This window comes from Longitalea luteola, assembly GCF_017356035.1.
Taxonomy (GTDB): domain Bacteria; phylum Bacteroidota; class Bacteroidia; order Chitinophagales; family Chitinophagaceae; genus Niastella; species Niastella luteola.
Window position 1 is genome coordinate 558,294 of the sequence record NZ_JAFIQX010000002.1, and the last position, 25,459, is coordinate 583,752.

General features: G+C 45.7%; 21 protein-coding genes. 4 read left to right on the plus strand and 17 right to left on the minus strand.

What is annotated here, in order from left to right:
- Positions 1 to 293 precede the first annotated feature (293 nt).
- Positions 294 to 2,150: a 2-oxoacid:acceptor oxidoreductase subunit alpha gene (locus JUB15_RS06505; RefSeq protein ID WP_207511519.1), complete on the plus strand. Its 1,857-nt coding sequence runs from the start codon at positions 294 to 296 to the stop codon at positions 2,148 to 2,150.
- A 113-nt stretch (positions 2,151 to 2,263) separates the two neighbouring features.
- Here the strand turns inward: JUB15_RS06505 and JUB15_RS06510 are convergent, their stop codons facing one another.
- The 12 genes from JUB15_RS06510 to JUB15_RS06565 all read right to left on the minus strand — a co-directional run bounded on the left by JUB15_RS06510 (position 2,264) and on the right by JUB15_RS06565 (position 16,089).
- Positions 2,264 to 2,773: a hypothetical protein gene (locus JUB15_RS06510; RefSeq protein WP_207511520.1), complete on the minus strand. Its 510-nt coding sequence runs from the start codon at positions 2,771 to 2,773 to the stop codon at positions 2,264 to 2,266.
- Between the two features lie 252 nt (positions 2,774 to 3,025).
- On the minus strand, positions 3,026 to 3,727 hold the full coding sequence (locus JUB15_RS06515) for a hypothetical protein (protein ID WP_207511521.1): 702 nt from the start codon (positions 3,725 to 3,727) through the stop codon (positions 3,026 to 3,028).
- A 103-nt stretch (positions 3,728 to 3,830) separates the two neighbouring features.
- On the minus strand, positions 3,831 to 4,937 hold the full coding sequence (locus tag JUB15_RS06520) for an adenylate/guanylate cyclase domain-containing protein (RefSeq protein ID WP_207511522.1): 1,107 nt from the start codon (positions 4,935 to 4,937) through the stop codon (positions 3,831 to 3,833).
- A gap of 5 nt (positions 4,938 to 4,942) precedes the next feature.
- The gene (locus tag JUB15_RS06525) at positions 4,943 to 6,190 is read right to left on the minus strand and encodes a Pycsar system effector family protein (RefSeq protein ID WP_207511523.1); all 1,248 of its coding nucleotides are present in this window, start codon (positions 6,188 to 6,190) and stop codon (positions 4,943 to 4,945) included.
- A 10-nt stretch (positions 6,191 to 6,200) separates the two neighbouring features.
- On the minus strand, positions 6,201 to 9,842 hold the full coding sequence (locus JUB15_RS06530; protein WP_207511524.1) for a BamA/TamA family outer membrane protein: 3,642 nt from the start codon (positions 9,840 to 9,842) through the stop codon (positions 6,201 to 6,203).
- Positions 9,839 to 10,567, minus strand: coding sequence for an SdiA-regulated domain-containing protein (locus JUB15_RS06535; protein WP_207511525.1), 729 nt, complete (start codon positions 10,565 to 10,567; stop codon positions 9,839 to 9,841). The genes JUB15_RS06530 and JUB15_RS06535 overlap by 4 nt, the downstream gene beginning before the upstream one ends.
- 277 nt (positions 10,568 to 10,844) lie before the next feature.
- The gene (gene nth, locus JUB15_RS06540; RefSeq protein WP_207511526.1) at positions 10,845 to 11,495 is read right to left on the minus strand and encodes an endonuclease III; all 651 of its coding nucleotides are present in this window, start codon (positions 11,493 to 11,495) and stop codon (positions 10,845 to 10,847) included.
- Positions 11,496 to 11,588: 93 nt separating this feature from the next.
- Entirely contained in the window at positions 11,589 to 11,822 is a 234-nt protein-coding gene (locus JUB15_RS06545; RefSeq protein WP_205508460.1) for a hypothetical protein, read from the minus strand.
- A gap of 174 nt (positions 11,823 to 11,996) precedes the next feature.
- Entirely contained in the window at positions 11,997 to 12,293 is a 297-nt protein-coding gene (locus JUB15_RS06550; RefSeq protein WP_207511527.1) for an FtsB family cell division protein, read from the minus strand.
- Positions 12,294 to 12,419: 126 nt separating this feature from the next.
- Positions 12,420 to 13,709: a phosphopyruvate hydratase gene (gene eno / locus JUB15_RS06555; RefSeq protein WP_207511528.1), complete on the minus strand. Its 1,290-nt coding sequence runs from the start codon at positions 13,707 to 13,709 to the stop codon at positions 12,420 to 12,422.
- A gap of 204 nt (positions 13,710 to 13,913) precedes the next feature.
- Positions 13,914 to 14,837, minus strand: coding sequence for a gliding motility-associated ABC transporter ATP-binding subunit GldA (gene gldA / locus JUB15_RS06560; RefSeq protein ID WP_207511529.1), 924 nt, complete (start codon positions 14,835 to 14,837; stop codon positions 13,914 to 13,916).
- A gap of 58 nt (positions 14,838 to 14,895) precedes the next feature.
- Positions 14,896 to 16,089: a glycoside hydrolase family 130 protein gene (locus JUB15_RS06565; protein ID WP_207511530.1), complete on the minus strand. Its 1,194-nt coding sequence runs from the start codon at positions 16,087 to 16,089 to the stop codon at positions 14,896 to 14,898.
- A gap of 192 nt (positions 16,090 to 16,281) precedes the next feature.
- On the opposite strand from JUB15_RS06565, the gene JUB15_RS06570 reads away from it, so the two are divergent.
- Together JUB15_RS06570 and JUB15_RS06575 are read left to right on the plus strand one after the other, a co-directional pair.
- The gene (locus JUB15_RS06570; protein ID WP_207511531.1) at positions 16,282 to 16,575 is read left to right on the plus strand and encodes a hypothetical protein; all 294 of its coding nucleotides are present in this window, start codon (positions 16,282 to 16,284) and stop codon (positions 16,573 to 16,575) included.
- 61 nt (positions 16,576 to 16,636) lie between these two features.
- Entirely contained in the window at positions 16,637 to 18,145 is a 1,509-nt protein-coding gene (locus JUB15_RS06575; protein WP_207511532.1) for a SulP family inorganic anion transporter, read from the plus strand.
- Positions 18,146 to 18,205: 60 nt separating this feature from the next.
- Here JUB15_RS06575 and JUB15_RS06580 read toward each other — a convergent pair whose 3' ends face one another.
- The 5 genes from JUB15_RS06580 to JUB15_RS06600 all read right to left on the minus strand — a co-directional run bounded on the left by JUB15_RS06580 (position 18,206) and on the right by JUB15_RS06600 (position 23,130).
- Positions 18,206 to 18,844, minus strand: coding sequence for a carbonic anhydrase (locus JUB15_RS06580; protein WP_207511533.1), 639 nt, complete (start codon positions 18,842 to 18,844; stop codon positions 18,206 to 18,208).
- Positions 18,845 to 18,934: 90 nt separating this feature from the next.
- Positions 18,935 to 20,551 carry a SulP family inorganic anion transporter gene (locus JUB15_RS06585; RefSeq protein WP_207511534.1) on the minus strand — a complete coding sequence of 539 codons (1,617 nt, stop codon included), beginning with the start codon at positions 20,549 to 20,551 and terminating at the stop codon, positions 18,935 to 18,937.
- A 184-nt stretch (positions 20,552 to 20,735) separates the two neighbouring features.
- Positions 20,736 to 21,110: a hypothetical protein gene (locus JUB15_RS06590; RefSeq protein WP_207511535.1), complete on the minus strand. Its 375-nt coding sequence runs from the start codon at positions 21,108 to 21,110 to the stop codon at positions 20,736 to 20,738.
- Positions 21,111 to 21,319: 209 nt separating this feature from the next.
- A complete protein-coding gene (locus tag JUB15_RS06595; protein WP_207511536.1) occupies positions 21,320 to 21,559 on the minus strand; it encodes a DUF6814 family protein in 240 nt (79 codons plus the stop codon).
- Between the two features lie 20 nt (positions 21,560 to 21,579).
- Positions 21,580 to 23,130 (minus strand): MFS transporter, encoded by a 1,551-nt coding sequence (locus JUB15_RS06600; RefSeq protein ID WP_207511537.1) that lies wholly within the window; start codon positions 23,128 to 23,130, stop codon positions 21,580 to 21,582.
- A 264-nt stretch (positions 23,131 to 23,394) separates the two neighbouring features.
- Here JUB15_RS06600 and acs point away from each other — a divergent pair, with 264 nt between their 5' ends.
- Positions 23,395 to 25,308 carry an acetate--CoA ligase gene (gene acs, locus JUB15_RS06605; RefSeq protein ID WP_207511538.1) on the plus strand — a complete coding sequence of 638 codons (1,914 nt, stop codon included), beginning with the start codon at positions 23,395 to 23,397 and terminating at the stop codon, positions 25,306 to 25,308.
- The last annotated feature ends 151 nt before the right edge of the window (positions 25,309 to 25,459 follow it).

Below are 25,459 nucleotides of genomic sequence, written 5' to 3' on the forward strand. Positions count from 1 at the left end.
GGCACAGGGCTGAAGGCTGGTTACTTGAAAAGTTAATGTTATAGATGCGCCTGGTAAAACATGAATGTGGAAAAGCCCCGGAATGACAATGCTTTCCAACGCAGTCAATCATGGAAAGCTCAGAAAATCAAACAGCTACATCATTTTCCGCTTATCGTAAATGCCGGCCAAACCTCCGTCGGGCCGGCATTCGCAGGTACACAATGTTCGTATCCCAGTTCAGCAGGAGCAATTAAGTCAACATTCTGTCTTAACTTATACTAATTTTGCAAATTAACTAGAACAACAGTCCAATGATTCGTAAAGAACAGGTCCTGCAGGATGTAGTGATCAAATTTGCCGGTGATTCCGGAGACGGGATGCAGTTAACCGGCACTCAGTTTACTAACAATACTGCATTGCTGGGCATTGACCTTGCCACTTTCCCTGATTTTCCGGCCGAAATACGTGCCCCCCAGGGTACCCTGCCTGGTGTAAGTGGTTACCAATTGCGCTTTTCGAGCGACCGGGTATTTACGCCGGGTGATGAATGTGATGTGTTGGTAGCTATGAACGCCGCCGCTTTAAAGTCGAACCTGAAAGCCCTGAAAAAGGGCGGTAAAATAATAGCCAATACCGATGGTTTTGATGCCAAGAACCTGCGGTTGGCCAATTACCCCGATGGTGTGAATCCGCTGGAAGACGGCAGCCTCGAGAACTATGAGGTCATTAAAATGGATGTAACCAAAATGACCCGCGAGGCCCTGAAAGATATCACCATGGGCACGAAGGAAAAAGACCGCGCCAAGAATATGTTCGTGCTTGGCTTCCTGTACTGGATGTATAACCGCGATATGGAGAATACCATCCAGTTCCTGAAAGACAAATTTGGAAAGAAAGCCGAGATCCTCGATAGCAATGTGAAAGCCTTACAGGCCGGTTACAATTTCGGTGATACTACAGAAACGTTCACCACCCGCTATAAAGTTGATAAAGCCCGCATGGAATCCGGTGAATACCGTTCCATAATGGGTAACCAGGCAGTAGCCTACGGTTTGATAGCGGCTTCGCAAAAAAGCGGATTGCCTTTATTCCTGGGTTCTTATCCCATTACACCGGCTTCAGATATTCTGCATGAGCTGAGCAGGCATAAAGGCTTTGGCGTAAAAACCTTTCAGGCCGAAGATGAAATTGCCGGTATAGCCTCGGCAATTGGTGCTGCCTATGGTGGCGCCCTGGGTGTTACCACTACTTCCGGTCCGGGCATGGCATTGAAGGGCGAAGCCATGGGGCTTGCCGTGATGCTCGAAATACCGCTGGTGATCTGCGATATTCAACGCGGCGGACCTTCCACGGGTTTGCCTACCAAAACAGAACAAAGCGATCTGTTACAGGCTTACTATGGCCGTAATGGCGAATGTCCCATGCCGATCGTTTCGGCCAGTACGCCCAGTGATTGCTTCAGTGCAGTGTATGAAGCCGTGCGTATTGCCGTACAGCATATGACGCCGGTTATCTTCCTGAGCGATGGTTATATTGCCAATGGCGCCGAACCGTGGCGTTTTCCAAAAAGTGATGACCTGCCGCCGATCGTGGTAAAGTTCAAAACTGAATTGGGCCATGGGGAAGAAAAATTCCAACCATACCTGCGCGATGAAAAACTGGTACGTCCCTGGGCTATTCCCGGTATACCAGGACTTGAACACCGCATTGGTGGTTTGGAAAAACAAAACAATACCGGTAACGTAAGTTATGATCCCGAGAACCACCAGCTGATGGTGAAGATCAGACAGGAAAAGGTTGACAAGATCGCTGATTATATTCCTGAGCAAACGTTGGACAGTGGTCCTGAAACCGGCAAGATCCTGGTGCTTGGCTGGGGTAGTACCTATGGTGCTATTAAGAGTGCGGTGGCCGAACTGCAGCAACAGGGATATGCAGTGAGCCATGCTCATTTACGTTATGTGCGTCCCTTCCCAAAGAACCTGGGCACTATACTGAAGAACTTTGACCAGGTGTTGATACCGGAGATCAATAACGGCCAGCTGATAAAGATCATCCGCGATCAGTATTTCGTTGATGCGAAAGGGTATAACAAGATCATGGGTGTGCCCATTACCAAAACTGAACTGGTAATGAAGTTGCAGGAAATGCTGGGCCGGGTGAATTGATATAAATGTCTTAATAAAAAAATAAAGAGTGCCACATTTAAAAATTGTGGCACTCCTGTTTTATATAAACAAAACCAGATTGGCACTGCCCGCATAGCGGAAGAATAGGGTGGTTATTCTTTTTTCATCTTCATATCCTCTGTCTTCAGCTTAGTTCCATCTTCATCTGCTTTCGCTTTTACATCTCCATCCTTGATCTTCATTTCGCCATCTTCCATTTTAAACTTCTTATCTCCTTCCTTGATTTTGATCTCATCTCCATCGATCTTGATCTTCTTGTTGTCCAGTTTATATGTGCCATCTTCTGTTTTGACAATGTAACCGTTCACAACATACCTGCCCTGACCGTAAATGGTATCACCGGTTGCAACGTTCACGTACAGGTCAACAGGTTCGTTGGTGCTTTCTGAATAGGTTCTCTTTTTCCGGGGATTGTAATATAGATCAACTGGTTGTCCTGTTTTCAGGTCAACGTATTGCGTATTTGGTTTGTGTGTAGTATCAACTGATTCTTGTGTTGCCAATGTATCTTCAGTAACATCACTCTGATTGTCGGCGTCCTGGCAGCTTGCAATGATCAACGCACTGCCCGTAATTGCCAATAATTGTTTCAACTTTTTCATACTAGGATTTACAACACTATAAGCAATAATTGTGCGCCACAGAAAAATGGCTGTACGCATATTAATAATGGGGAAAAACGACAACAGCCTATCGTAAGGGATTAACTGTTCATTAAATGAAGATCCCTTCCATGTTATTTGGAAGGGATCGCTATATGTAAACAAAACATGATTGGCGCTGCTGTCTCAATTGGCAATACCGTTTGTGTATTTGCGTTTAACGTTCAGGTCTCAATTATTTGAGAAGCGCGGTTACTGATTTCTCATGGTATCATTTGTTCTCATCCTTGTTGTTGTATCTCTTACTGACCTGGCCTTTTGTTTATCATCCTTCATTTTCATTTTGCCCTCTTCCATCTTGAATTTCTTAGTGCCGTCCTTGATCTTTATTTCGTCTTTGCTGATCCTGATCCTGCTTTCATCCAGCTTATACATACCATCTGCACCTCTCATTATATAATTATTTACTATATACCTGCCACGTCCATATACAGTATCGCCTGTAGTTGAGTTTACATAGAAGTCAATGGGTTCATTGGTTGTGGCAGAATAGGTCCTTCTTGTCTTTGCATCATAATATAATTCAACGGGCTGCCCTGTTCTGAGGTCAATGTACCTGTTATAGGCAGCAGCATCCGATCTGCCCATGGCTGTATCTGATCTTCTACGCCAGCTGGTATCTGTCCTGCGCATGGAGGTATCAGATCTGCGCCAGCTGGTATCTGATCTGCGCATGGAGGTATCAGATCTGCGCCAACTGGTATCTGTCCTGCGCATGGATGTGTCAGATCTGCGCCAGCTGGTATCGCCTTTTTTTGGCACCGTATCCACGGCCGGCCCCTCTTCTGCCACATTATTGAACGCGATAACGCTTTGATGATTGATCTCGTGGCAACCTGCAATAACCAAAACCACACTGCCAGCGATCGCTAGTAAATATTTTATCTGGTTCATATAATAGTATTTATAATATTATAAGCAATTTTTATGCGATGTAAAAATGGCAGGTCCTGATTTACGATGGGGAAAATCAGCAACAGGCGTTAGCGGGAGCTTTTTATAATTTCAATGCATATAATTCCATGGCTGATTCCTTGCCTTTAAGGTCAACCAGGCCCAGGCTGATAGGTTCCCAATTCTTTAAATTGGTTTGTGCAGCAAAGTCTTTCGATATGATCACTGTCTGGTTCAGCTCACTGGTAGCGGAACGCAGCCTGGCAGCGGTATTCATGGTATCGCCACTCATAGCCAGGTCTTTTTTTATAACACCTATTTCGCCAATGGTTATTTCGCCGGTATGAATACCTGCCCTGAATTCGGGCACTATGCCATATTGTTTTCTGAAGTAGTTCTTGTTCCGTTGTAACATTCTTTTGCAATCCAGCAATGCCTGCAAACATTTCCGGTTGGCGTTTGGCTTCTTTACGATCCACGACACCACAACTTCGTCGCCTACATACTGGTATATCTGACCGTCGTTCTCCAGTAAGGCGACGGAGATGAAGTATATGAAGTCGCGAATGAACCGGAAGTATTTTTTATGACCCAGCTGCTCTGCTATAGCTGTTGAATCAACCAGGTCGATGAACATAACGGTACGCTTTTCTATTTTGGGCGTTATGTACCGGCCGGCGAGGATGTCGAAAAAGACGCCTGGTGAATATTTTTCATTGACTTCAATCAGCAGAATGGTGATCAGAAAAACGATCAGCCAGCGGAACATTTGACTAACGAACAACGAGGTTTGAAAGATCCTGTAGTAGGAGATGCCAAGCTCGGGCGTCAGCGTCTTTTTCTCAATTAACCAGATATAGGTGAAGTGTAAGATAAAATTAAGCAGGAAGGCCGCTATGACCAGGATAATACTTTTTAACAGCAGGCTTAGCCATAAGGGAAGGTTCCTGATAAAGTGCTTTAACTGGTAGATGAGCAGCCAGGCCATGGCCAGGCAGATAAAGAAGATCAGGACGAACCTTAGTATCATTACTACCCACGCCTGCATGGCGTAGGGAAGTTCTGCATTGTCGATGTAATCATCAAAGAATCTAAACAAATATACCCCCGTATCAATGAGTGTCCATAACAGGGCGATCACCAATACCTGCTTTGTGCGGTATTTGCTGATGAAGCCCTGTCTGACGTTTATATTTGCCAATGCACTCATATTCTTTAGCTGTACGGCGATACGTTCGAATTAATTACGGGTTGCTGCGGTTGATGTACCAGGATAGCGATCATAAATGCGATGACCGAAATAAACAGGCCTATCATAAATACGGTGTATGCAAGCCTGATGAGTTTGTATTTACGGGCCAGCACAACGCCCAATTGATGAATGTCCATTATTAATGAACTGTACAAATAATCCGGATCGCGCATCATGGTGTTCATGGCCCACTGGTATTCGTTCACCTTGGTTTTATAAAAGTTGCCGAAGAACAGCAGGTTGGTGGATTTGTTAAGAATATCTTCGCGGCTGAAATTACCCTGCGATACTTTAGGGCGCGTAGCCATGATGGCAATAATGATAGTGGCCAGCGAAGAAGCCAGGAAAATGAAGGTAGGCAAGGTTAAATGTGTATCCACTTCTATGCGGCGGATCAATACGGAAAGTATTACCGAAATGATAATGGCGTTAACACTGATGAGGATACTGGCTTTCCCGTCGGCCATATTACTGAGCTCAACATGATTTTCTGATGTTAACCGCAACATGGTTTGTATACCTCTTGATACGAGTGAGTTCTTACGTTTTATGGCAGCTTCATCTTCTTCTTCGCCTGGTATCAGCAGGGTTTCACTCACATTCAAACCTTCAACCTTGTTTATTTTTTTATTCAGTTTTTTTATGTTCTTTTCTTTCCCTTTTTGCAATAAGCCAATACAGTAAGTGGTGTAGAACTGATGCCTTTCAAGCAGCTCAAGGCTGTTCTTTTCCCAGTCGAGCACCATGGTGTTCATATTCCGCAGGATCAGTTCTTTCTTCATGGCTTTATTGGTCTGCTTGAAATCCGGCAGGCCGAAATGATAGGTGTCTGCATCGCAGATGATCATTTCCTGTAATGTTTGCGGTGCCGGCGGAAAGCGGGTCATGCGGATCAGGGCGGCTATTTTGTTGATCAGCTCTTCATCATCTGTTTTATTACGCATGAATGCTTCCATCAGGGCCACGCTTTTTTCCTCATGATCTGCCGGGTCGGTCATCAAATGACCGGTATCATGGAACCAGGCGGCCAATGACAGTTCAAGCAGTTCTTTGTCGGGTATTTTATAATGTGCCGAAATTTCGTATACCCGCTCCACTACTTTTTGCGTATGGTCGAGGTTGTGAAAGACCAGGTTCGTATTATGGTGTTGTTTAAACAATTCTTTTACATAACTCTCTGCATCAATTATAAGGGCATTGTAGGTTGACATACCAACAGAATTAAAATGTTAAGTTCAATTTTGTGCCTATCGTAAAATTCACGAGGCTTTCTTCACGTGATAAGGCAACGGTGGCAGATACGAGCACCATATTATAAGGTACATAGTAAAAGCCTCCGCCATAGGCATAATGCCATTTGCGGCTGTTTTCCCCTTTTAACCAAACGCGGCCAACATCATTAAAGGCAACCAACCCAACCTGGCCCGGAAAAACATATGATTTACTTTCGAAAAGTTTTACTCTGAATTCAAGACTGGCATATGCCAGGCCATGTCCTGAAAAACGATTCTTTCTGAACCCCCGCAAATAATTATTCGCCCCCAGGGTTAAAGCCTGAAAATATTCAAGGCTGTCGCTGAAGATGCGACCGGCGCCAACCCGTAATACTGTTACCCATCTTGCCGGAAAGCTCATGCTGGCATACACCTGCATGTCTGATTCCAGTTTTGTCAACGGATGGCTGTTATCGGTGAGGCCCTGCAAATGGGTGAAAGTTGTTAACCAGCTGATACCACGCGTTGGGAACAACTCATCGTTCAGGTTATTTATCCATACGCCTGCTTTACCGCCTGCGTAAGACTTAACCGAGTAAACAGCATTGGAGTCCAGGCCTATCAATGATGGTTTACCCAGGATATAGTCTTTGTTGTTAACCGGTTTGTTCCAGTAGCGGTAATAAGAGGGGCCGGCAAATACACTTAATACACCTGCGATCTTTTTTCTGAACAGCAGATCTGCTTCTATATTTTTGAACCGGGCGCGGTAATACCGGATGGTTGAATCTTCGTTGATCTTGGTCTCATTCCCAAAGCCAAAGAAATTGTTCAGTGCAGGGTCCTTCATTTCTGCATTGATCACGAGGTCATATTTAGGGAATACGTCAACAAACAAACCGCGATACCGGAATTGATAGGCGCGTTGGGCGGCAGCGAACAGTGCTGAGAACCGCTGTTCAGAAGAATACGGGTTTTTACGCCACCCATAACGCCGGTACCACAGGCCAAAGCCGAACATAAATCCGTCGTCGGCATTCCAGCCTATGTTTATGCGGGGGAAGTGGAAGATGTTGAATTTATATTCATCAAAATCATAGTCGTTCACCTTGGTATCGGTGCTGAAACGCGGCTTCGTATTTTTGCCTTTTGTAAGGAAATTCTTTTCCTTGCTGAGGTCGTACACATAGTTTTTGATATTGCCATTTATATGGAAGGTGTCATCGCCTTTGCCGCCAATGATTCGAAGGAATGACTTGTTGGGGCTGTTGGCCGATATGTCGAATTTGTCGTTGCCCCGGAAGCCAAATAACCTGATCTCTTTTGTTCGTTCAGGATCGAACACGCGATCATACATTACAAATCCCGAATCCTTTCCTTCATGGGTCAATACCTGTACACGAACACTATCGCCCTGGTTGTACACTTTAAACAATTCGGTCTTGTTACTACCGAGTACGGTTACCTGCTTGGCCAGGAAGTCATAATATTTCAAGGATGCTTTTTCCAGCACGTTGCGCCGGCTGATGAGCTTGTCGATGGTTTTCTGCCCATTGATGGCATAGATCTCCGGCGGCATTTGTTTAACCGCATTTACAATGGCGGTATCGGGCAGTTGCCTCCGGAAAACGGTGGTTATGGAATCCCATTCTTTTCTGTCGAGATCGTTCAGGAACAGGCGGTCAAAATCTTTTGCAACCACTGATAAATGGTTCACATCGGGAATTTTGTATTTCAATCCTTTCAGGAATGGCAGGCGTTTGCGCGAAATATAAGTTATCAGCAGGCCATCTGCTTTAAAGAAGGCCTGGTCGCGGTCTTTGGGAATTGGATAATATAATTTGCCACGGCCGGTATCCCTGATGCCCCATTTCCATTGATCCATGTGGCGGTCCCAGTCGGCAGTAAGGATGTCGAGCAGGCGTGCTTTTAATACTTCTTTTTGTAATACGCGTTTGTCGTTGTCTTCGATCAATTCATTGAATACGGTGATGGAGCTCTTGGTATCGGTTTCATCCCAGGAAGCGTCTTTTTGCTCGAGCATACAAACTTTATTGGCAAACAGGGTGCGGTAGGGGCCAAAGTCGAGGTCATCAGGCACCAGGTAGAAGGTTGGTGTAGGATGCGCAATTTTAAGTGAATTGGCCAGTGATGCAACGGATAAGGGTGCATACGGATGCGCAGCCGAGATCATGTCCTGAACAATTTCAGAAGCCATGGTATTGCGCAGGTTTTCGGGCAAGGCGAGTTCCGGATCTTTATCGATGGTTCGTAACGTCCAGTTCTTACCGTCCTTGTCTTCGAGCGTCAATGATTTGGTTTGTTTACCGCCGCCCATGCTTTTTATGGTGAAGCCGCCGTGTTCTTCTTTGAGGCGGAAAACTTTCAGTTTCACCGGTGTTGACCATACTTTGCGGTAATTGTTGCCGAGGATCAACCGCTTCAAGCTGGAGGCGTCTTTGTACTGATCGCTGGCCGGCGCTGCATGATAGTCTGTATACGGCGGGATCTTCACCTTAGCCGTGTCTTTTGCCAGTTCGGGAATTTTGGAGAAATCGATTATGTTCTTTGAAAAGGTTTCGCGGGCAATGGCCGAATCAACATTCACCGTATAGAATTTGGCTCGTACATTTTTGTTTGTTGATACTTCCAGTACGGCGAAACCCAGTTCTGCTGCTGTGAACAGGGAGTTCTTGCTGTTTTCTACCCTGCTGGTCTGGCAACCTGATCCACTGACAATATAATAATGGCTGCTATCCCTGAGCAATTGCAGGCTATGATCATGGCCGGCCGCATAAATGACATTGGGATATAGTTTTGTTTCTGCCCGGATGGTATTCACCATATTGGTGTAGGCGGGATAGCTGATATCCTGCGGACTGCCGAATACGCTTCTGCTGATGGGATAAATAGATCCTATTACAGGCAGGGGTATATACAGTTTCTTGCGCAGGTCGGTGAAGGGAAAGATATGTTGTTTAATGCCAAAGTAGCCACCATGGATACCATTGCTCATAAAAGGATGATGGCAGGCCATGATGATGAGTTTGTTCCGGTTCTTGCTGAGTAGCTCCGACAGCTGGATCTTGAATTCGCTTTCTGTTTTACACTCACAATCCCACTCAATGCCGGGTTTGTCGTGATGATGTAAGAACCACTGGCTATCGAATACGATCATGACCACATCTTTGGTGATGGGCACTTCTACCGGTCCAGGGCAACCTTCACTGGGAACAAATGAAACGCGGTTCTCTTTCATTAGGTTTACATAGGCTTCCTGCCGTAACAGGCTTTCCCAGCCATCGGCTCCACCATTCGACCAGTCGTGGTTGCCTGGTATCATGTATACCTGTGCATCGGTATTGGCGGCTACCGCCATTTGCGAATCGAGCACTGTTCTTGACAATACATAGTCTACAGCTCCTTCGTCGGGCAGTCCATGCCGGTATAAATTGTCGCCCAGGTATACAATGGTGGTCTTTTTATCGGGTCGCAGGTGGTTTCTCACGGCAGAAGCAACCGGGTGTTTGCCGTTGACCAATGCGCCACCATCTCCAATCAAAATAATCCGTGCAGTAACTGAATCATCTGTTTGAGCAAATAATGCATGACCAGCAAATACCATATAAAGGGCAAACAAATACTTCATGGTTTCACTTTCTTGTTATATTTATAAAATAAGAGGTTCGCTACACCGCGGTCAGCCGCTTCATTGGAGATGATCATATCTCCTTCCGGGGTAAAAGTAATTCCTTCCGGTTGTTTGAATAAAGCGGGATCAAGGACAAAGGTTTGTTTTACATTTCCTTTTTGATCGGTTATCACCAGCAGTTTGTTTACTGACGATACAATGTACAGTTCATTGGTGATCGGGTGTATAGCTGCGGCAGAGGGTTTAAACTTTATCTTTTCTTCTCCAATCATGTTGGCGATGGCCGTTACGTTAATGGAAGATGAGTCGTCGAACTGTTTATGAAGCAGGTTAAAATAGAAGGCGGTGAGGGCTTTCTTCTTATCTGTTTCACAGTCCTTGCAAAGCATAACGAGCTTAAATATTTTCGGGTTGTAGTACAGGATCTCAAATTCGTTACCCGAAGCAGGGAAGTTCTGTTGCTGGGTAAGGATCTTGTTATGGTCATCGAAAGTAAAGGCAGTGATATTGCCATTGCTTTGCAACACATAAAACACTTTATCAACCATTACCAGGTCTTCATAATCTCCTTCGCTCGAGAACTTCCATTTACGTATCGGTTTTCCAACGGTCAATGGTATTTTATACAACCAGCCGAATTCGTCGCCAATGGCAAAAACGCTGGTATCCTTTGAATAAAAGGCCACGCCTGAAATTTCATCGAGCTCTACAGGTAATTTCAATAAGAAAGGTTTGTTCAGATTGTAACCATCAGGACTTCTATACGCAGGACTGTTATCGGCTGACGATGTGCAGCGGCATAGGAAAACAATAATGAACAAGCATATAATGCATACTATGTATCTGTAAAGCATAAAAAATCCGATGGCTCATGGCTTATATGTCAAAATCTGGTGCCATGGGCGGCTGGTAATTGCATATCAATAGGCTTCTTGGAAGAGTGTAGAAAAACGTCTACAGTAGCGCCTGTCGATTATCATAGGCTGCTAACTGCTCAACTCAACCCGCTTTACCTTTAAGCTTAGCAAAGTATTTACAGGCTGGTTTAATGCCGCAAATGTCGCATTTAGGATTTCGGGCTACACAAACATAGCGGCCATGCAGAATGAGCCAGTGATGGGCAATATGGATCAATTCGCGCGGAATGTGTTGAATGAGTTGTTTTTCGGTGGCCAGCGGGGTTTTGGCGCCGATGGTTAAACCAATGCGGGCCGATACGCGGAAGACATGGGTATCAACGGCCATATTGGGTTGCTGGTCGACTACCGAGGTAATGACATTAGCTGTTTTTCTGCCCACGCCGGGCAGGGTAACAAGCTCTTCAACCGTGAGGGGAACCTGGCCATTAAACTGCTCCTGCAGCATTTTGGCCATCCCTATCAGGTGTTTTGTTTTGTTGTTGGGGTATGAGATGCTCTTTATTAACGGGAACAGTTCGTCAAAACTGGCTTTTGACAAACTGTCCGCGTCCGGATATTTTTCAAAAATAGCCGGTGTAGTCATATTTACCCGCTTATCGGTGCATTGAGCCGAAAGGATCACTGCCACCAACAGCTGGTAGGGATTATCGTACAGCAATTCGGTTTCCGCATCGGGTGCATGATGCAAAAAGTAGTCAATTACAAACTGGTAACGTTGTTTTCTGGTCATTCTTTCACTTAGAATGACTGCGAAATTAAGGGAGTGGATTAATGTAGCCCAATGATTATTACATTATTGCGGCCACGGGCTCTGCCGGAAGCTTTAAGCAGTTGCAATTGCCGATTCACGGGCGTATTGCAAAACGTTCATAATAACTTCTGTTCTGGGAGATTCTACGATCTTATCCAGGTTACGGGCAGAGGCTTTTAATACTTCTAATTTTTCGCGAAGCGTCCAGTCTTCCTCCAATGCGGCTTCAATAGCGGCATTCATTGCCGGCGAGGTTTCTTTGTACAAATAGCGTAAAAGGTCCTCCGGTGTAAAGAGAATAGTCATAGGCAAACCATTTATGTCCTTTAAATTTCCGAAAGAGTCAATTTCGGAGTCCGTCCGTGTAATAAAACGATATTAGGTTTCTCTTATTGTGCAGGAAATTGGATGGGAGAGAGCTAATTCGGTGGAAAGATAAAAAAAGCCGGTGAATGATACAATAGCAGGCGCCAAAACAACTTATTCAGGTAATATGAACAAATCTTCATTGTCCTTCTTCATCCAGTACTTTTCGCGGGCATATTTTTCGAGCATTTCGGCATTCTGCTTCAGATCGTCCAGCTCTTTTTTGGTGGTATCGATCTGCTGCAGGTAGTAATCCCGGCTATGCTCCAACTGCCTGAGTTCCTGGCGGTGCTTGAAGTGGGTAGTGATTATATCACGGTCGTCGAAGAACAACAACCATACTGAAAACACCAGCAGGGTGAGGAAGTACTTGTTCTTAAGCCAGGAGGGTATGTTTTTGAAGAGTTTCAAGTTACAGGTTTCAAGTTACAAGGTTCAGGATCCGGCACCCATTACAGGTTACAGATCCTCAGGTTACAAGCTAAGAGGAACGCTATGATCCCCTGTAACTTGTAACCTGCAACCTGCAACTACATCTTATTTACCAAATTTAATTCTTCCTTTAGGATAAACAGCGTTTGCGCCCAGCATTTCTTCGATACGGATCAACTGGTTGTACTTTGCCAAACGGTCGGTACGGCTGGCAGAACCGGTCTTGATCTGTCCGCAGTTCAGGGCTACCGCCAGGTCAGCGATGGTCGTATCTTCGGTTTCACCGCTGCGGTGGCTCATGATAGAGGTGTAGCCATTGGTTTGGGCCAGTTGAACGGCATTGATGGTCTCGGTCACGGTTCCGATCTGGTTCACCTTAATAAGGATGCTGTTCCCGATTCCTTTGTTGATACCATCCTGCAGGCGTTTTACGTTGGTTACGAACAGGTCGTCGCCTACGAGCTGGCATTTGCTGCCAACTGATTCGGTCAGCTTTTTCCAGCCATCCCAATCGTCTTCGGCCATCCCATCTTCGATAGAAACGATGGGGTATTTCTTCACCCAGTCTGCCCAATAGGCTACCATTTCATCGCTGCTGATGGTTTTGCCTGAGCTCTTATAGAATTTGTATGTTTTCTTCGCTTCGTCGAACATTTCGGTGCTGGCGGCATCCATGGCAATGCCAATTTGTTCGCCTGCTTTGTAACCGGCAGCTTCGATGGCCTGCAATACGGTTTCAATAGCTTCTTCATTGCTTTGGATATCAGGCGCATAACCACCTTCATCACCTACGTTGGTGCTGTAGCCTTTCTTTTTCAGAATGGATTTCAGATGGTGGAATATTTCAACGCCCCAGCGCAAGCCTTCACTGAAAGAAGGAGCACCAATGGGAACTATCATAAATTCCTGGAAATCAATTTTGTTATCGGCATGTACGCCACCGTTCAGGATGTTCATCAGGGGCATGGGTAATACCGTGGCATTCACGCCGCCCAGGTAGCGGTACAAAGGCAGGTTGCTTTCTTCAGCAGCGGCTTTGGCTACGGCCATAGATACAGCCAGGGTAGCATTGGCGCCCAGTTTGGCTTTGTTTTCGGTGCCGTCGATCTTGATCAGCAGATCGTCGATGTACGCTTGTTTTACTACTTCAATACCAATCAGTTGGTCGGCGATCACTTCGTTTACATTTTTTACTGCCTGTAAAACGCCTTTTCCCATGTAGGTCTTTTTATCACCGTCGCGCAGCTCAACCGCTTCGTGTTTACCGGTAGAAGCGCCGCTGGGAACGGCTGCTCTTCCCAAGAATCCGTTATCGGTAACTACATCTACTTCCACAGTGGGATTGCCGCGACTGTCTAAGATCTGGCGTGCATGAATGTCTGCAATGTAACTCATGATTGGTATTAGTTTTTTGAATTTAAATGCTCGGTTTTTCAGTTAAGTTCCTGAGCAGAACCTGTTTCCACTTGTTGGCGGTCGAAGGCTCGAAGGACGTGCAAAGAAACAAAGTTTGCGTTAGAATATTCTTATCGCAGCCTTATTTTTAGTGGAGTAGGCGAAACCGGTTCGAACAGTAACAACAGTTACATAAAATGCCTGTTAATCAAAATTTTTACCTGTTAAACTTCGGAATACATCCTCCAGGCTTTGTCCGCCCGATTGCAATGAAACGATATTGAGATTGTGCTGCAAAGCCAGCTCCAGCAACTGCCGTTTGGCTTCGGTGGCGTCACGGCAAACCAGTTCCCATTCGTGTGTGCTGATCTTGTTGGCAGATTGTACGCTACTCAATCTTTCGAGCCAGGCGGCCTCCAGTGGTTCTTTAAAAGTTACCCGCAGCAGGTTATTGCTGTCGACCTGCTGGCGCAGGTTGCTTAATTTATCATTGGCCACCAGCCTGCCGCGGTTAATAATGATCACGCGGTCGCAAATGGCTTCTACTTCCTGTAAGATGTGCGAAGAAAAGAGCACCGTTTTATTCTGCCCCAGCGTTTTTATCACTTCCCGTATCTCGATGATCTGGTTGGGATCTAAACCGGTAGTAGGTTCATCCAGGATCAAAACTCCGGGGTCGTGTATGAGGGCAGCTGCCAGTCCTACACGCTGTTTGTAACCTTTCGACAGCTGGCCGATCTTCTTTTTACTTTCCAGGCTCAACCCCACGGTCTGGATCACGGCTTCAATACGCTCTTTTTTAGTTTTGGCGGGCAGTTTGTGCACGTCAGCCACAAAATCGAGGTATTCACGTACGTACTGATCGTAATACAGGGGATTGGCTTCAGGCAAATAACCTATGGTGGCTTTGGCGTTGAGCGGTTGTTGTTTTACCGGGATACCCGATACAACGGCTTCGCCTTCATCTGGCTGCAGATAGCCAGTGATGATCTTCATAGTAGTGGATTTACCGGCGCCATTGGGGCCCAAAAAGCCAACGATCTCGCCTTTGTTTACGGTAAAGGTTATGTTATCGATCGCTTTTTGCTCACCATATATTTTGGTGAGATTTTTTACTTCAATTGACATAATTAATGTGCTAAACCCGGTATTGGAACCAGATGGATACAAATATAACGCACATTAGCTAATTGGCTAATCGGCAAACGGCTATTTTGGAGTCGGCCGTGCCATAATACAACAGCCATTTGTTTTTGAAGAATACCAGGCCTTCAATAAAACAAACCCTGTTTACCTGCCCTGTTACTTCGTATGATTTCTCAGGTTGAATGAACCAGTTATCCATTCGTTGTAAAACCTGCGTAGGATCATTTTTATTCATCAGGATCTGTGATGCTGTATACGTGCCTTCCGGTAAGCTGCTGTCGCCAATGGCTGGAATGTTCCTGCTGTTGTATAACAGCAGGATGCCTTTGTCTGTCAGCATCGCCGGCGGACCGGGTTCTACCAGGTCGCTATCAAATTTTTTGGGCCTTGGGCCGAACACGGTTTTTATTTCGGGTATGTCTTTGGCATAATGGCGCAGGGTAATGGCCGGTTTTTCACCCGGAGCAGATAATACGGGCGCCCAGTTAATGAGATCGTCGGATGTTGCCGCCCAAATATTTACATCGCCCCAGTACATCCAGTATTTACCATTGATCTTGCATGCAATGATATTTCCGTTTTCATATTTTGAAACAATGGCGCCCGACTTTGACCAAATATTGAGGTATTTGCCATTAAACGCTTTCGCAAATGCAGGTCCGTGTTTGGTCCATTGCTTCAGATCTTTTGAAGAAGCAACCATAAGACGGGCTGTTTTTCCATCGTACGCGGTGTAGGTCATAATATATGTACCGCTGCTGTCCTGCACGACCCGTGGATCTTCACAACCACCTTCCCATTCATATTTTTTCTGTTCATCCGGGGCCGGAAAAAGAACCGGCCGGGCAAACCGCGTGAAATGCAATCCGTCGGTGCTTTCGGCCAATCCGATACGTGAAGTGCCGGCATGTTTTCCAATAAGATCCTCTGCCCGGTACAGCAGGAAGACTTTCCCGTCTTTTACAATGGCGGCCGGATTGAACACATCTTTTTCTTCCCACCTGACAGGCTGTTTGCGTACAGGACAAATAAATGTTCCCGTGCCGGGTTCAAGGACGGGATTTACTGAATCGATCTTTACAAAAGGCAGCATCATCCAGCTGCTGTCAGCCGGTGATGCGTTGGCTACTACATGGGTGTTTTTAGCGGCTGGTTGCTGGCAGGCCAGCAGGTAAATGAAGAGCAAGGCATGCAGGCAGGATGCAATCGTATTTTTTACTGGCAGCGTCGACATGAATAATTTGTTATATGCGGATGGGCTGAAGTCCTTTCCGTATGTAATTTACGTTTTTCGCATGTATAAGCTGTTGAACTAATTACAGGTTATTTCTTACACAATGGGTTACGCATTGAGCTTTCTTGTTTATATTTAAAAAGAGCATGATAAAGGGCTTCATTGAATCCGTATTGAGTAATACTTACTCAAATGCGATATTTATTAGTCATAGCTGCGTTACTGCTCTTTGCTGGTTACAGTAATCTGATTCAGTTATCTGATCTAACTGAGGTGGCCACTTTTATGGTGTGTGAAGAACCTGAATCGGAAGAAGACAACAAATCGGAGAAAGAGTTCAAGAAAAACAAATTTGATAAACATCCCCATAGCTACGATTGTCCTTTCCTGTTAAATTTCATATCCAGCCAGATAAAATACTTTCATAAATCGGGCCTTTGCCTCAAAGGACATTGCGCGCTTATTGACCAGCCTCCCGAATTGTAAGTGAACATACGCTGTTTTTTCTTCATCAATTGTTTCACTGCAATAATAAATTACTGTTATTATGAAGCATTATAATTGGGAGTGGCGCCAGTCCATGACGTCTGAGAAAGCGTTTCCATCTCCGCCCTTACGTAGTTTCAGCCGCCCGGGCATTTCACCATCCACAAACCTTACATCCCATGTATATAAACAGGAAGCTCCAAATACTGCTGGTGTATTCAGCCGGATCGCTTTTTATTTGAACCCGTTTGACGGTCGATATGAAGACCTGGTAAAAGGAAACAAAAAACTGAACATCGTTAAAGACCTCACGGCAGGACTGATCGTGGCCATGGTTGCCATTCCGCTGGCTATGGGGTTTGCCATGGCTTCAGGCCTTCGGCCCGAACAGGGTATCGTTGGGGGAGCGGTAGCCGGTTTGTTGGGGGCTTTGTTTGGCGGCTCCAAATACCAGGTATATGGTCCTACAGCTGCTTTTATTCCGGTTATTGGCGGGCTAATGGCTACGTATAATCACAGTTTCCTGGTGCTGGTATCCATTCTGGCAGGCGCTTTACTGATGATCTGCGGCGTTGTAAAATTTGGCCGTATAGTGGCGTTGGTGCCGCATTCGATTGTCGTTGGTTTTACTATTGGTATTTCCATTGTAATTGCATTTTCACAGCTGGGCGAAATATTCGGGTTTAAAGAAAGAATGGGATATGGCCTGTTGCAGCAGGTCGAAAGAACGATTGCCCATATGCCCACTGCCAACTGGTATGCTTTTGCGCTGGCGGCGTTTACGTTTGCAATATGTAAAACGTTAATAAAGTTCTCGGCTTTTGTTCCGGCGCCGCTGATCGCTTTGGGCATTGGCTGGCTGATGGGCGGCACTTTATGGAAGGACAATGGTCTTATCCTCATCAAAGATAAATACGGGGCCATACCTACTGATTTTTTAGTGTTCACCACACCGCAGCTGCCGGCTATAACGGCACAGGTCATATTCGACCTGGTGTATTATGTGCTGGCCGTCTTTATTGTGGCAGCTATTGAGAGTTTATTATGTTCCCGCATGGCCGACAGGCTGGCCAATAACAAGGGCATACCATTCAACCCCAATAAAGAGTTATGGGGCCAGGGCATGGTAAATATTGTAACACCCTTATTCAATGGATTTCCGCATACAGGTGCATTGGCAAGAACGGCCGTAAATATTAAAGTGGGGGCGGTGTCGCCTTTGGCGGGTATTGCCAAATTTGCTTTCAAATTATTAATGGCGGCGTTTTTAGCCACTTACCTCGAGCAGGTACCCATGGCATGTATAGGCGGTATACTGTTTTACGTAGCGAATGGCATGATAAAAAGAAAGGAGATCAGGGAAGTGATCGGTAGCAGGAATCCCTACCATATTGCATTGATGATCTATACGGCAGTAGCAGTGCCGTTGTTGGGTTTTATGCCGGCGGTGTTATCGGCGATCGGCATTTTTGTGCTCATGGTGCTTTTGCGGTTGGTAAAAAAGCCGGTGCACCAGGATGTGGCTATGCCCGGCGCATTGCAAGGTCAGCAAATGAAGAAGATCGTATAAAACAAAAGCCCTCCCGGGTTGGAAGGACTTCTGCGTTATCGTAATTAAAGATGAGTACGATCATAATAAATTGTCGAACTCATACAACGGATCAATATGAGTGCCGGCCTTCATTTCAAATACCGGTTTAATAATGCCGTCTTTTAACCCGTACACCCAACCGTGCAGGTCTGGCTGGTTATTTTGTTTCCAGGCACGTTGAATGATGGATGTTTTGGCCAGGTTATTTACCTGCTCCCGAACATTCAGTTCTACAAGTCTGTCGGTACGTTTTTCGGTATCTTTAATGGAGTCCAGTTCTTCGCGGTGCAGGCGGTATACATCCTTGATATTCCGCAGCCACATGTTCAGCACTGGTTTGAAATCGCTCTGGGTGGTAGCTGCTTTAACGCCGCCACAACCGTAATGGCCGCAAACGATCACGTGTTTTATTTTCAGGTGATTTACGGCATAGTCGAGCACGCTCAGCAAATTCACATCGGTGTTCACCACCATATTGGCAACATTGCGATGAACAAAGATCTCGCCTGGTTGTGTACCTGTAATTTCATTGGCCGGTACGCGGCTGTCGCTACAACCGATCCATAAAAACTCAGGTGTTTGAATGTCGGCTAACCGCTTGAAATACTCAGGGTCTTCGCTGACCTTCTCTGATGCCCAGGCTTTATTCTCCAATAATAACTTTTCGTATGATTGCATGATCGATCTTTTAGACTTAATAAAATTAAACAACCTTTTTTTAATGGGGTCGGTTTTCGCGATCGGCCCGCGATGGCACCGGCGTCTGTATTACACTTCGGCCATTTCTTTTTCTGCAATCACCGGTTTCGCATGCGCTACAATGTTAGTACCGTTGGCTGCAAAACCCTGATCCTTGTGATTACTTTTTCTTAATTCTACCGAAATGCCTTTCAACGGGGCGTGTTTTAAGAAGTCTTCAATAACCTCGATGATGTCCCTGTCAATGAAATCGGCCCTGGTTGCATCGATGAGCACTGAGGAATTTTCAGGTACTTTTTCGAGCCTGTTCTTAATGATGGGTTTATTTAAAAAGGATACATCCTTACGTAAACGGAACAAATACCTGTTGGCGTCATTTACCACCAGAACGGCCGATTTAAAGTTACTGCGAATAACAAAGAACATACCTACCACGCAGCCTACTAAAATACCTTTCAGCAGGTCGGTGAGCAGGATAGCTGCTATGGTAATGGCAAAGGGTAAGAACACATCCCAGCCTTTTTTATAAAAGCTTATGAACAGCGAAGGCTTAGCCAGCTTGAAACCTGTATAGATCAGGATGGCAGCCAGTGCCGACAACGGTATAAGGTTGAGCAGGGATGGGATAAAGGCTACAGAACCCAGCAGGAAAAAACCATGGAAAATGGTAGACATTTTGGTTTTTGCCCCGGCATTGATATTGGCCGATGTACGCACCACCACTGAGGTAAGTGGTAAACCGCCAATAAAACCTGACACCATATTACCAGCGCCCTGGGCCATTAATTCGCGGTTGGTAGGAGTAACGCGTTGATAAGGATCCAGGTCATCAGCCGCTTCAATATTCAATAAGGTTTCCAGACTGGCTACAATGGCAAGGGTTAATGCTGTAGTCCACACCACCGGATTCGTTATATGGCTGAAATCAGGGAATGTAAAGAACGACAGGAATCCCTGTACAGAATCAGCCACCGGAATTTTCACCAGGTGGGAGTCTTTGATCACCATATCGGGGGCTGAAGACCTTAAGGTTTCATTGATGATAACTGCTACCACTACCACGATCAACGGAGCGGGCATAAGTTGCAGGATCCTGGCTTTGGGAGCAACATATTTTTCCCAAACAACCATGATCACCAGCGAAACGACGCCAATGATGAGAGCGGCTGGTATCAAATGACTAAAAGCGCCAAACAAACTGCTGAAGGTGTTGCCGCCATCGGCCTGCTGAAAGCTTTCATCACCTACGTAATCAGCATCGTAACCCACCAGGTGGGGAAATTGTTTCAGGATCAGGATCAACCCAATGGCTGCCAGCATCCCTTTAATTACACTGGAAGGAATATAATCACCGAGAATACCGGCTTTAATTATACCTAAAATGATCTGGAATACGCCGCCCAGCACAACGGCCAGCAGGAATGCTTCGAACACCTGCAGTTTACCAATGGCTACAATTACAATAGCTGTTAAACCGGCTGCTGGTCCGCTCACACTTAATTGCGATCCACTTAGAGAACCGATAACAATACCGCCCACCATACCGGCAATAATGCCAGAGAACAACGGAGCCCCCGATGCCAATGCTATACCCAAACAGAGGGGGAGCGCTACCAGAAATACTACTATCGACGAAGGCAAATCTTTTCCTAACGCGCCTGCGTATTGTTTTACTTTTTTAACCATATTAAAAACGTTTTTATGAGAAGCACATGGCTTGCCCGGTTTGACAATAAGATACCCGGTTGAATTCAAGGATGCACCTGGAAACAAATGCTTTTTTAGCCAGATGTACATTTCATATCAACAAAGCAATCGTATTCCCGCATGGCAGGAAGAATAAAAATGACTGATCAGAATGGGGAAAATGTCAGGCTTCCGGAGGAGGTGAAAAGGATTCCGGATGATAAATGCAGAGTTTTTCAGCTTCGTGAACTTTATGTTCGTATAGCCAGTTGATCCAGTCCGGATTTACCGGAGTGTGATATGGATGCAAATATTCTTCTGAGAAAGTTAAGGGCGCATCGGGCGACTTTTCATCAGGACCGGCAGGATTAGTATTGCACCCTCCCTCGGTCTCTTCGTCACAACCTCCATTAATACAGGTAATGGGTACTTTACTCATCTCTTTCGACATATACAAAAAGTTTATACCGGTGATCCAGAGCAGCAAAAGCATCATGGCAATGGCCACGATCTTTTTCGCAACAGATACAGTATATTCTTTTTGTATTGCTTTATCCATGATTATGAGTAACGATGCAAAAATAAGGTTTCAGGCTTCAGGTGACAAACGTTAAATTTTATTAACAATTGCCAGTAAAGGCCACAAAAATTAGGCAATTAAAACCAATAATCAAAACCGCTTATATATCTACACGCAAACTATATAAAAAAACGCCCGGACGAAATGTTTTACAAGCAGGATCAAATATTGTTGACTATTAATTTCCTTTAAATTTCTTTAGAGTTTTCCGGCAGGTGATCATATTCGCCCTTAAGCGCATAATAGCCGAAAATAACCAGGCCAATGGCGATGGGGATAAATATGATGATAAATACAGCCCATTGAATTTTAGTATCTAAAACAGGTTTTTTAGCTATTTCTTCAGCAGCCGTTTTTATGAGGTAATATATAGTAACCGGGCCAAGGATGATCCACACAATTCCCAGCCATCTTTTTAACTGATTCATGTTGTTCTTTTTAATATTATTTAATCGTTAACATCGGGATCGATGCGGTTAGAAATGTAAATAGCGCCGATAAATAAACATACGGCAGCCACAATAATGGTATACCACAATCCTGATAATTTGTCAGTCACATAAATAGTGGTGAGCAGCGTGGCGATAAAAGGGGTCAATCCCCCGAACACACCGTTGCCGATATGGTATGGAAGCGACATGGAGGTGTACCGGATGCGGGTCGGGAAAAGCTCCACCAGGAAGGCGGCGATGGGGCCATATACCATCGTCACATATAGTATCAATACGAATATCAGCGCCACCAGTTTGCGGTAACTGCCGGTATCCAGTTTTTTGTCCTTATACTTGATGGAACTATGGGCCGCCCCGGCCAGGGCCGTATTGGCAAAAAGGGTATCTGCTTTTATTTCTTTAAATACAGCACCGTCGCTGTAATGCACTTCGGAAGTTACCAGGCGAATAGAATCGGCCGGGTTCTTTTCGCTAACGATCGTTTTCTCTTCCAGTAATTTTCTATGACTCGCCAGTTCGGTTCTTCCGGTTGGCTCGGTTAATGCCACGAATTGTTTGAAAATGGGCTGATAGGTACAAATAGCCAGCAGCATACCCACCAGCATGATCCATTTACGGCCTATTTTATCACTCCACCCGCCGAAGACCACAAAGAATGGAGTAGCCAGTAAAATGCCCCAGATAAGAATGGTACGCGACTGATCGAAATCAATATTGCAAACATTCTCGAGGAAAGACTGCGCATAGAACTGCCCGGTGTACCACACTACTCCCTGGCCCATGGTCGCGCCGAACAGCGCCAGCAGCACCATTTTCAGATTCGTTTTATTGCCAAAACTTTCTTTAAGCGGGTTGGTCGACACCCTGCCTTCTGTTTTTAATTTGGCGAACAGCGGCGATTCGTTCATCCGTAAACGAATGTATATCGATACGCCTACCAGCAGTATGGATACCCAGAAAGGAATGCGCCATCCCCAGTCGTTAAAGCGTTGAATGGAAGTGTTGAGGTCTGCCGCCAGGTAATGCCGGGTGATCAGGATCACACCCAACGAAAGAAATAAGCCCAGCGTAGCGGTGGTTTGGATCCAGCTGGTATAGTAACCGCGTTTGTTGGCCGGTGCATGCTCTGCAACATAAGTAGCTGCACCGCCATATTCGCCGCCGAGGGCAAGCCCCTGCAGCAGGCGAAGCAACAATACCAGCAGCGGTGCCGCAAAGCCAATGGTGGCATACCCTGGTACAAGGCCAATGGCGAATGTAGAACCACCCATGAGGATCAGTGTCAGCAGAAAAGTATATTTCCTACCGATCAGGTCGCCTAAACGGCCAAATACCAATGCACCAAAGGGGCGAACAATAAAGCCTGCTGCGAAGGTGGCCAATGTTGAAAGCAGTGCGGCTGTGGGATTTGTCTTTGGAAAGAACTGGCTTGCGATAACAGTGGCCAGGCTACCGAAAATGTAAAAATCGTACCATTCAATTAAGGTTCCTACTGAAGAGGCAGCAATGACCTGCCAGATAGTTTTGGAGCTCGAAGCTTTCGTCATATATGGGAAGCGGTTTTCTCGTTGTTTAAGCTATAAATATAAGGCACAACTTTCAAGACGCAAGACACAAGTTTCAGGATCAGGTATTGATTGCGCAAACGAATGCGTGATTAAGCACAAGGCTCAAGGCTCACAATACAAGATATAAGGCACATGAGGTTTAGTGCACAAAGTTTATCATCTTATGCCCTGGTACTTGCACCTTGTGCCTTTTTATTCGTATTTTAACGGCCCAAAATTTAAAAGGGATTTAAACTGATTGTTATGTCATATCCTTACCAGATAAAATCAGCAGACCAATACAAAGCCGCGTACGAAAAAAGCGTTAATGAGCCGGAAGCGTTCTGGGACGCTGTAGCCTCTACCTTTCATTGGAGAAAAAAATGGGATAAAGTACTTGAGTGGGATTTTAAAACGCCAACAATTAAATGGTTTGCCGGTGGCAAACTGAACATTACTGAGAACTGCCTCGATCGTCACCTGGAAAAATTAGGCAATACGCCTGCCATTATATGGGAGTCGAACGATCCTGAAGAACATCACCGCGTTTTAACGTATCGCGATCTGCACGCCAAGGTTTGCCAGTTTGCCAACGTTCTTAAGAACAACGGCGTAAAAAAAGGCGACCGCGTTTGTATATATATGGGTATGGTACCCGAACTGGCTATTGCCGTGCTCGCCTGTGCCCGGATCGGTGCTATACATTCCGTCGTCTTTGGCGGTTTTAGCGCGCAAAGTATTGCTGACCGGCTGCAGGATGCGAAAGCCGGGTTTGTAATTACCTGCGACGGCGCTTTCAGGGGTAATAAAGAAATACCGCTGAAATCTGTGATCGATGATGCTCTTGTACAATGCCCGTTTGTAAAACGGGTGATCGTATTGACCAGAACGCGCACGCCGGTATCTATGATCAAGGGCCGCGATGTGTGGTGGGAAGATGAGATCAGGATCGTTGAAACCCAGGGTAATCCTGATTGTACAGCAGAAGAAATGGATGCAGAGGACATGCTCTTTATCTTATACACTTCCGGCTCAACAGGTAAACCCAAAGGGGTGGTGCATACCTGCGGCGGCTATATGGTGTATACCAATTATAGTTTTGTGAACGTGTTCCAGTATCAGCCGGGCGATGTGCATTTTTGTACAGCTGATATTGGCTGGATAACCGGTCACAGTTATATTGTATATGGTCCGTTAAGTGCCGGCGCCACCTCCCTGATGTTTGAAGGCATTCCTACCTGGCCCAATGCAGGCCGGTTCTGGGATATCGTAGATAAATACAAGGTCAATGTATTGTATACTGCGCCAACAGCCATCCGGTCGCTGATGGGTTTTGGCCTCGATCCTGTGAAAGGTCACAGCCTCGACTCATTGAAAGTACTGGGAACGGTGGGAGAGCCCATCAATGAAGAAGCATGGCATTGGTACGATGAACATATCGGAAAGAAAAAATGTCCGATTGTAGATACCTGGTGGCAAACTGAAACAGGTGGTATCCTCATTTCCAATTTAGCGGGTGTAACGCCGGCCAAGCCGGCTCATGCCACCCTGCCTCTACCGGGCATTCAACCGATCCTGGTAGATGAGAATGGCAAAGAAATAACCGGTAATTCGGTAAGTGGTAACCTGTGCATCAAATTTCCCTGGCCGGGCATGCTGCGCACTACTTACGGCGATCATGAACGTTGCCGCCTGAACTATTTTGCTACGTACGAGAATTTATACTTTACCGGTGATGGTTGCCTGCGCGACGAAGTGGGTGATTATCGTATAACCGGCCGGGTTGATGACGTATTGAATGTAAGCGGCCACCGCATTGGTACAGCTGAAGTGGAGAATGCCATCAATATGCATGCAGGTGTGGTGGAAAGTGCTGTAGTAGGATATCCGCACGACATCAAAGGGCAGGGTATTTATGCATTTGTGATCTACCAGGGAGCGCATGGCGATGAAGCGCTGGCCCGTCAGGATATCACCCAAACGGTTTCACGCATCATTGGCGCAATCGCCAAACCCGATAAAATTCAATTCGTCAGTGGCCTGCCAAAAACCCGAAGCGGCAAGATCATGCGCAGGATCTTACGAAAGATCGCGGAAGGTGAGCTCGATAAACTGGGTGATACCACTACCTTGCTCGATCCGGGCGTTGTTGATGAAATTGCCAAAGGAAGACTGTAACCGGTTATAATATTTTATAATATTTAATAAGCTCATCCCGCCTGCGTTGGGATGAGCTTATTATTTTTTCAGCCAAAATCTTTTTCTGTTTATCCTGATCTGTGACTAATTCAGGATAAAATACCCTTTTACAGTATTGCAGGTGCTGAAC

Bases quoted from the DNA above. Each gene is read 5' to 3' on its own strand.
- JUB15_RS06505 (WP_207511519.1), top strand. From the start codon at position 294: ATGATTCGTAAAGAACAGGTCCTGCAGGATGTAGTGATCAAATTTGCC.
- JUB15_RS06510 (WP_207511520.1), bottom strand. From the start codon at position 2,773: ATGAAAAAGTTGAAACAATTATTGGCAATTACGGGCAGTGCGTTGATC.
- JUB15_RS06515 (WP_207511521.1), bottom strand. From the start codon at position 3,727: ATGAACCAGATAAAATATTTACTAGCGATCGCTGGCAGTGTGGTTTTG.
- JUB15_RS06520 (WP_207511522.1), bottom strand. From the start codon at position 4,937: ATGAGTGCATTGGCAAATATAAACGTCAGACAGGGCTTCATCAGCAAA.
- JUB15_RS06525 (WP_207511523.1), bottom strand. From the start codon at position 6,190: ATGTCAACCTACAATGCCCTTATAATTGATGCAGAGAGTTATGTAAAA.
- JUB15_RS06530 (WP_207511524.1), bottom strand. From the start codon at position 9,842: ATGAAGTATTTGTTTGCCCTTTATATGGTATTTGCTGGTCATGCATTA.
- nth (WP_207511526.1), bottom strand. From the start codon at position 11,495: ATGACCAGAAAACAACGTTACCAGTTTGTAATTGACTACTTTTTGCAT.
- JUB15_RS06545 (WP_205508460.1), bottom strand. From the start codon at position 11,822: ATGACTATTCTCTTTACACCGGAGGACCTTTTACGCTATTTGTACAAA.
- eno (WP_207511528.1), bottom strand. From the start codon at position 13,709: ATGAGTTACATTGCAGACATTCATGCACGCCAGATCTTAGACAGTCGC.
- gldA (WP_207511529.1), bottom strand. From the start codon at position 14,837: ATGTCAATTGAAGTAAAAAATCTCACCAAAATATATGGTGAGCAAAAA.
- JUB15_RS06565 (WP_207511530.1), bottom strand. From the start codon at position 16,089: ATGTCGACGCTGCCAGTAAAAAATACGATTGCATCCTGCCTGCATGCC.
- JUB15_RS06570 (WP_207511531.1), top strand. From the start codon at position 16,282: ATGCGATATTTATTAGTCATAGCTGCGTTACTGCTCTTTGCTGGTTAC.
- JUB15_RS06575 (WP_207511532.1), top strand. From the start codon at position 16,637: ATGAAGCATTATAATTGGGAGTGGCGCCAGTCCATGACGTCTGAGAAA.
- JUB15_RS06580 (WP_207511533.1), bottom strand. From the start codon at position 18,844: ATGCAATCATACGAAAAGTTATTATTGGAGAATAAAGCCTGGGCATCA.
- JUB15_RS06585 (WP_207511534.1), bottom strand. From the start codon at position 20,551: ATGGTTAAAAAAGTAAAACAATACGCAGGCGCGTTAGGAAAAGATTTG.
- JUB15_RS06590 (WP_207511535.1), bottom strand. From the start codon at position 21,110: ATGGATAAAGCAATACAAAAAGAATATACTGTATCTGTTGCGAAAAAG.
- JUB15_RS06595 (WP_207511536.1), bottom strand. From the start codon at position 21,559: ATGAATCAGTTAAAAAGATGGCTGGGAATTGTGTGGATCATCCTTGGC.
- JUB15_RS06600 (WP_207511537.1), bottom strand. From the start codon at position 23,130: ATGACGAAAGCTTCGAGCTCCAAAACTATCTGGCAGGTCATTGCTGCC.
- acs (WP_207511538.1), top strand. From the start codon at position 23,395: ATGTCATATCCTTACCAGATAAAATCAGCAGACCAATACAAAGCCGCG.